The 7056-nt window shown below is 60.5% G+C and carries 7 protein-coding genes; 1 reads left to right on the forward strand and 6 read right to left on the reverse strand.

The annotated features are described in order from the left end of the window. Nucleotides 1–43: 43 nt before the first annotated feature. A complete protein-coding gene (locus tag AC1D1P_RS10420) occupies nucleotides 44–511 on the forward strand; it encodes a hypothetical protein (RefSeq protein ID WP_477672920.1) in 468 nt (155 codons plus the stop codon). A gap of 152 nt (nucleotides 512–663) precedes the next feature. On the opposite strand, the gene AC1D1P_RS10425 is transcribed toward AC1D1P_RS10420, so the two are convergent. The 6 genes from AC1D1P_RS10425 to AC1D1P_RS10450 form a co-directional block, all read right to left on the reverse strand. Continuing rightward, nucleotides 664–1209, reverse strand: a complete 546-nt coding sequence (locus AC1D1P_RS10425; RefSeq protein WP_477672921.1) for a DUF2867 domain-containing protein — start codon at nucleotides 1207–1209, stop codon at nucleotides 664–666. 100 nt (nucleotides 1210–1309) lie between these two features. Then, nucleotides 1310–1726 carry a hypothetical protein gene (locus AC1D1P_RS10430; protein ID WP_477670895.1) on the reverse strand — a complete coding sequence of 139 codons (417 nt, stop codon included), beginning with the start codon at nucleotides 1724–1726 and terminating at the stop codon, nucleotides 1310–1312. 889 nt (nucleotides 1727–2615) lie between these two features. After that, on the reverse strand, nucleotides 2616–3089 hold the full coding sequence (locus AC1D1P_RS10435) for a SixA phosphatase family protein (RefSeq protein WP_477670896.1): 474 nt from the start codon (nucleotides 3087–3089) through the stop codon (nucleotides 2616–2618). A gap of 1 nt (nucleotide 3090) precedes the next feature. Further along, nucleotides 3091–5184, reverse strand: a complete 2094-nt coding sequence (ppk1, locus tag AC1D1P_RS10440; protein ID WP_477672922.1) for a polyphosphate kinase 1 — start codon at nucleotides 5182–5184, stop codon at nucleotides 3091–3093. A gap of 50 nt (nucleotides 5185–5234) precedes the next feature. After that, the gene (locus tag AC1D1P_RS10445) at nucleotides 5235–6341 is read right to left on the reverse strand and encodes a glycosyltransferase family 4 protein (RefSeq protein ID WP_477672923.1); all 1107 of its coding nucleotides are present in this window, start codon (nucleotides 6339–6341) and stop codon (nucleotides 5235–5237) included. Further along, on the reverse strand, nucleotides 6338–7056 hold a 719-nt coding region (locus AC1D1P_RS10450), incomplete at its 5' end, for a UDP-2,3-diacylglucosamine diphosphatase (RefSeq protein WP_477672924.1). The genes AC1D1P_RS10450 and AC1D1P_RS10445, both read right to left, overlap by 4 nt.

Here is a 7056-nt window from a genome sequence, read left to right on the forward strand (position 1 = left end):
ATATATACGGTTTATTCGACCGCTCACCAAAAAGGATCAATCCATGGCAACCCGCAAAAAAGCAACTGCAAAACCCGCCGCACCGGCACCTAAACCGGCCGCAACGCCCAAGGCACCCGTGAAAACCGCCGCCAAGCCCGCCCCGAAAAAATCGCCTCCTGCCAAGGCCCCGGCCGGCAAAGGCACGGTCAAGAAAGCCATCGTGAAAAAGGCCGGCGCCAAAAAGCCTGCGGCMAAACCACAAGCMAGCGCCAAAMCCGCCAAAACCGCAAAGCCGGAAAAAACCAAAAARCCMAAACTGGTWCGCGACAGCTTCACCATYCCGAAAACCGAATACGTGGTGCTTGACGGCCTGAAGCAACGCGCCGCCAAACTGACCCGCCCCGCCAAGAAAAGCGAACTGCTGCGCGCGGGCATCAAGCTGCTGGCCACCCTGTCCGACGCCGCCTTCCTGACGGCGCTGGAGCAGGTCCCCGCCATCAAGACCGGCCGGCCTACGCTTGGTTCTTAAGCCACGCAAAGGAACTGCAGGAGCTCCCAGCTTTCATGCCAACTAACGTTTGACACGAGCGGTGGCCGCAAGCATGCGAAGCTTGCTTGCGGACGTCCCCTCGATGAGGGGGGGGCCCTCAGCGGGCTACACGTGGCGACCGGGAATCTGGTTTACGCCTCCGCTGCCAGCGGCCAGCCGATTCGGGCAGCACGACGAAGACTGGATTGAACGACCAAGCGGTGGAACGGGGCGATGACAAGAATATAGAGACGACCCAGGCGGTTGTGGCAATGGACCACGGTTGATAAAGTCAGGTTGCGTTTGCCTCCCGGCAACGGCTGACTGGAGCAGAGGACAGAAAGCCTGAAGTCCAGGTGCTTGTCGTCTTCTCCAAAGACAACTTCGGTCGGGCTTGTGCCGTAGATCTTGAAGATGCCAAGACGGCCTGTTTTGCCCTGCGCTTCAAGTGAAGTGAGTTGCCTGGCGGTTTTGAGGCCGACCCTGCCGACGACCGCATCCCGGACCGACATGAGGGTACCAACCCACGGTGCCTGATGGGAAAAGATGAACCTCGCCAGCAGTTCGGGATTGGTCGACGCTCCGGGTGGAAGCTCGATCGAGTAGGCATCTGCGAGATTCGTCGATGCGTAGGCTCTGGTAACTGCCGACTCTGGAGGAAGCGATACAGGCGTTACGCGGTGCTGTTGGGTTGACATGTGTTCGAGCCAGTAGTTGGGTTCTGAGGTCTAACGTTTGCTATGAGCGGCGGCTGGAGGCAAGCGAAGCTTGCCGGAAGACGTCCGCTCGACGGAGGGGTTAGGCACCGCTCTTTGCATGCCTCGACCTTGCGTGAGCGAGCGTTGCCCAGTATGGCGCCAGAAGAGTGACGAGAAGGACGACAGGCCAGAGGTTACCGCCTTTGAACGTATACGCGGCGAGCAACTCAGGCCAAGGCTTGTGCTGGATGTAACGCCCGAAGCCGAACTCGAAGGCCAGTGTCAGGCACAACCAAAGAACGCCTACAAACGCACTTTGCTTGACCAAGATTCCTTGCTCAATGCGAACAAGGACATAGGCGACCAGCGCCACGCACACGCAAAGCAATACACCGCTCAGAACCAAACCGCCGGCCCTGCCAAGAGAAGGAATGAGAACCGCCTCTCGCAAAGCGCCATTTGCCACTGCCAGGCACAGTATGAGCACCCAGGCTACGAGCGACTTGAGCAGCAGCATGGGTCCGCCTTTCGGCGCCTAACGTTGGAGGCCAGGTGACGCCGAAGGCGATCGCCTTTGGGCCGACGGAGGAAACCTGCTGCATGCCGAGGCAACCATACCGCTTTCACTTGCATGCCGAACGGTGATCAACAGGAAAGGAGCATGCATAGTGTTTCAACTGCCAAAAAGCAAGAAAGCCGCGACCAGAGCCAACCCAACGAGCCCAACGGCAAATGCTTTTCCAGCGAATGACGGCCTAAAAGTGAGTTCAGACGGAGGAGGCGAACCAAGAGGCATCCATCCCCGAATAGTTCCAACCCCAGCGCCGCACTGATGGCAGCTTGTGGCATTGGTTCCAATGACCTCTCCGCAAGATGAACAAAAGGACATATGGTTTAACGCCGAGCTGACCGGCACGCTTGCGTGACAGCGTCCAGCGTTGTGTTAAACAAACTCGTCCTTTTACCACTGCACAAATGTCGCACCAAGTCCTCCCAAAGAAAGCGAAGCAATTGCAAGAATTGCAGTCAATTTCCACTCTTCTGAATTGAAAATAGACCAGGGCAATTTGTACTGCCTGTACGTCAACTCTTTCCCGTACCGCTTGTGACACCGACCCACGACAATTTGGCCCCCTATCACCCAAATGGCGCCCGCAATGACCAGCAATATAGCGCCTAGAGCATGCATCGAATTCCTTAGAACTGGCGAATCAAAAGGATTGCTTAACGTAATGTATGCCGCAAAACCTGCGGCATAACCTGGCGGTTGCGATCTAATCTGGACATAAGAAACTGGATCAGGCCCTGGAACGGCGGTATTTGCACTATAGCCTTGGCACCGGGAAAACTTACCTGTATTGGGTCCGTTTTTTTGTCCGCGGGCAGGCTTTGAGTGTGCTGCTGTTTCAGAGAACTTCAGGCGACTGCACGGTCACCACGACGGTCTGGTTGAGGCCATCCCGGTCGCGGCTGCGAAGCCACCAAAGCGCACCCTTCTTGACCGGGCATTCGCTTTCCTGCAAGCTGAGCAGCTGCGCGATGGCCTGCCCCAGGTTGGGCTGGTGGCCCACCACCAGAATCGGCGACCTGGCCGACGGCCATTGCACCAGTTCCAGCAGCTGTTCAACCGTGGCGTCGGGCGCCAGCTCACTGCGGATTTTGTATTTGCGTCCCAACGCCAGCGCGGTCTGCTCACAGCGCCGTGCCGGGCTAACGAAAATGCGCGCGCCTTCGGGCAACTGACGGTCCAGCCAATTGGCCATGCGGGCCGCCTGCTTCTCGCCCCTTGACGTCAGTGAGCGCTCAAGATCGCTTCCGCCCTGCGGGTCACCCTCGGGCCAGTCTTCTGCCTCTGCATGGCGCCACAGGATCAGGTCCATGTTATTTTTCCTGGTGATGGGGAGCCGAATAGCGTGCCATCAAGGCCGCTTGCGCACCGTGGCGCGGGGCATCGCCCTGCGGGTTCACGCGCAGGTAAGTGCCGTCAGGCTGCAGATCCCAGGCGTCGCGCCCGTCATGCAGGTAGGCCACCAGGCACTCGTCGATGATGCGCTGGCGCAGACCGGGGTCGGTCACAGGCCAGGCCAGTACAACCCGGCGCAACATGTTGCGGTTCATCCAGTCGGCGCTGGAAAGCAACAAGGTTTCCTCTTCAGCACAGCGGAAATAAAACACCCGTGAATGCTCGAGGAAGCGGCCGATGATGGAGCGCACTCGGATGTTGTCCGTGACACCGGGAACCTGCGCCGGCAGCATGCACGCGCCGCGCACAATCAGGTCGATCTTCACGCCGCGCTGCCCCGCCCTCACCAGCGCCTGCATCAGGTCTTCGTCGGTCAGCGCGTTCATCTTGGCCACGATGCGCGTGTCTTTGCCTTGCAAGGCGGCTTCGCCCAGCGAATCGATTTTCTCGATCAGCTTGCGGTGCAGCTGGAACGGCGCCAGCAGCAAATGGTGTAGCTTGGGCAGGCGGCTCTGGCTGGCCAGGTGCACGAACACGTTGTCGATGTCAGCCGTCATCAGCGGGTCGGCCGTCAGGTAGCTCAGGTCGGTGTAAAKGCGGGCCGTGCGCGGGTTGTAGTTGCCGGTGGAAAGATGGGCATAGCGCACCAGGTGTTTGCCTTCGCGCCGCGTCACCAGCAGCATCTTGGCGTGGGTTTTGAGGCCCACCACGCCGTACACCACCTGCGCACCTATCGACTCCAGCATTTCCGCCCAGTTGATGTTGGCCTCTTCATCGAAGCGCGCCTTGAGCTCCACCACCACCGTCACTTCCTTGCCGCGGCGCACCGCTTCGCGCAACAGCACCATCAGCTCCGAGTCGGTGCCTGTGCGGTAAATGGTCTGCTTGATTGCCAGCACTTGCGGGTCGTTAACCGCCTCGCGCAGGAAGGCGAGCACGCCGTCAAAACTTTCAAAAGGCTGGTGAATGGAAACGTCGCCTTCCTTGAGCCGCTCAAAGAACGACTGGCCGAGCTGCAACTGGGTGGGGTAACACGCGCTGTAGCCGGGGAAGAGCAGTTTGGGGTCATTGACCAGGTCCACCAGTTGCGTCAGCCGCACCRGGTTGACGGGGCCGTGCACCCGGTACAGGGACTGCGTCGGCAAGTTGAATTGCCTGAGCAGGAAGCTGGCCAGGTATTCCGAACAGCCCGCAGAAACCTCCAGCCGAACAGCCTGCCCGTAATGGCGTTGCTCCAGGCCCTGGCGCAAGGCGGTGCGCAGGTTCTTGACGTCGTCTTCATCCACGGCCAGGTCAGAATGCCGGGTGACGCGGAATTGCGAAAACTGCCCCACTTCGCGGCCGGCAAACAACTCGGCCAGGTGTGCCCGGATCACGCTGGAAAGCGACACGAACAGCCGGCTCTTGTCCTTGCCGTGCGAAGGCATATGAATCARCCGCGGCAACACGCGCGGCACCTTGACGATGGCAATGTCGTTGTCGCGCCCAAAGGCGTCATGACCGCCCAGCCGCACGATGAAGTTGAGCGACTTGTTGGCCACCTGCGGGAACGGATGCGAAGGGTCCAGCCCGACTGGAATCAACAACGGCCGCACTTCCCTTTCGAAATATGCTTTCACCCAGCGCCGCTGGGCCGCATTGCGCTCGCCGTGCGAGACGATGCGTATGCCCTGCCGCTCAAAGGCCGGCAGCAGCTCGTCGTTGTAGAGCGAATACTGGCGCGCCACCATGTCGTGGGCTGCCGCAGAAAGTGCGGCGAAAGACTGCACCGAATACAGCGCTTTTTGTTCATTGGCCTGCGCCGCCGTCAGGTGGGGCGCGGTCCGGACTTCAAAGAACTCGTCCAGGTTGGACGAGACAATGCAGAGAAACCTCAGCCGTTCCAGCAGCGGCACGTCCGGGCGCCTGGCCCAGTCCAGCACCCGCTCATTGAAGGCAAGAATGCTGTGGTCGCGGTCCAGGAACTGGACGGGTGGCGCAGCGGCTGCCACCGAGGCGGGTGAAGTGGGCATCAACAAGAGTGGTCTTTGTCATTAACAACAAGTCACAGTGTTGACGTGTTTCATGACAATGGCGTGACAGTACTTTTGACTGATGGTGCACCCGCCTGAAAAGGCTGGCAAGTACCGCTCATGGCGTTGTTGTGCCCGGCGGTTACGAGGAACGACTCGAAAAGCTGCGCCGCATGGGCCCAGCTGAAGTCCAGCGCGCGCAAACGGGCTTCATGGCGCGGCACAGCCAATGCGCTGTAACAAGCCTGTTGCAAATCTTCATGCATGACACCGCCGTGACAGCTTCCATCGGGCTTTCCAAGCACCTCCAGCGGGCCATCGACCGGGTAGGCGGCTACCGGTGTGCCGACTGCCATGGCTTCGAGCATCACCAGGCCAAAAGTTTCCGACCGGCTGGGAAAGGCAAACACATCGGCCGCCGCGTAGACCTTGGCCAGCTCATCCCGGGGCAGAACACCCATCCAGCGGACCTGCGGATAACGCTCCTTGAGCGTTGCCTCCAGGGGCCCTACCCCGCAGACCACCTTGGTCCCCGGAATGTCCAGCCTGAGGAAAGCCTCGATGTTTTTCTCATACGACACCCGGCCCACAAACAACGACACCGGCCGCACCACCGTCCCCATGGGCGGGTACAGCCGCGCTTGCGGCTCAAAGCCGAAAAGCTCCGTGTCCACGCCGTGCGTCCAGCTGCGCAGGTTCTGAAAGCCCCGCTGCTCCAGCATGCGCAGCACGCCATGGGTAGGCACCATCACGCCCGACGAGGGCCTGTGGAAATGGCGGAACAGCGCATAACCCCAGGACAGCGGAATCTTCAATGCCGCATGAAGGATCTCGGGGAACTTGGTGTGAAATGCGGTGGTGAACTTCAGGCCGCGCTTGAGGCAATAGCTGCGCGCAGCCCAGCCCAGCGGGCCTTCGGTGGCAATGTGGATGGCCTCAGGCGCAAAGGCATCGAGCTTTTCGGTCAGGCCGCGCTTGGGGCGTACCGCCAGGTCAATACCGGCATAACCCGGGCAAGGCCGCGTCTTGAAGAGGCCAGGCTGGATCACTTCCACCTGRTGCCCCAACTCCTGCAGTTCACGCACCAACTCCACCAGGGTGGTGACCACGCCATTGACCTGCGGTTGCCAGGCGTCCGTTACAAGAGCGACCCTCATGCGGTCACCGTGGAAGCTACATGCCCGCGGCCCTGCGTTTCATGCGCGGGCGCCCAGTGCACCAGCTCGAGGGTGCCGTCGAAGTTTTCCACGAGCGCGGTGCGGCTTTCCACCCAGTCGCCGTCGTTGCAGTACAGCACGCCGTTGATGTCGCGCATCTCGGCGCGGTGGATGTGCCCGCAGACCACGCCCTGGTGGCCGCGGCGGCGGGCTTCATTGGCCACGGCCTCTTCAAAGTCGGTGACGTAATTGAGCGCGCTCTTGACCTTTTGCTTCAGGTAAGCCGACAGCGACCAGTACGGCAGCCCCAAACGGGCGCGCAGGCTGTTGAGGTGGCGGTTGAGTTTGAGTGTGAATTCATAGAGGTTGTCRCCCACGTAGGCCAGCCATTTGGCGCACTGCACCACGGCGTCGAAGTAGTCGCCGTGGATGATCCACAGCTGCCGGCCGTCGGCGGTGGTGTGCACGGCTTCATCGWTCACCTCGATGCCGCCGAACTGGTTGCCAATAAATTCACGCGCAAACTCATCATGGTTGCCCGGCACATAGACCACGCGGCAGCCTTTGCGGGCGCGGCGCAGCAGTTTTTGCACCACGTCGTTGTGCGACTGCGGCCAGTACCAGCGGCGGCGCAGCTGCCAGCCGTCGACGATGTCGCCCACGAGGTACAGGTTGTCGCTCGGGTGGGCCTTCAAAAAATCCAGCAGCGCGACCG

The organism is Polaromonas sp. P1_E1_2, assembly GCF_056406035.1.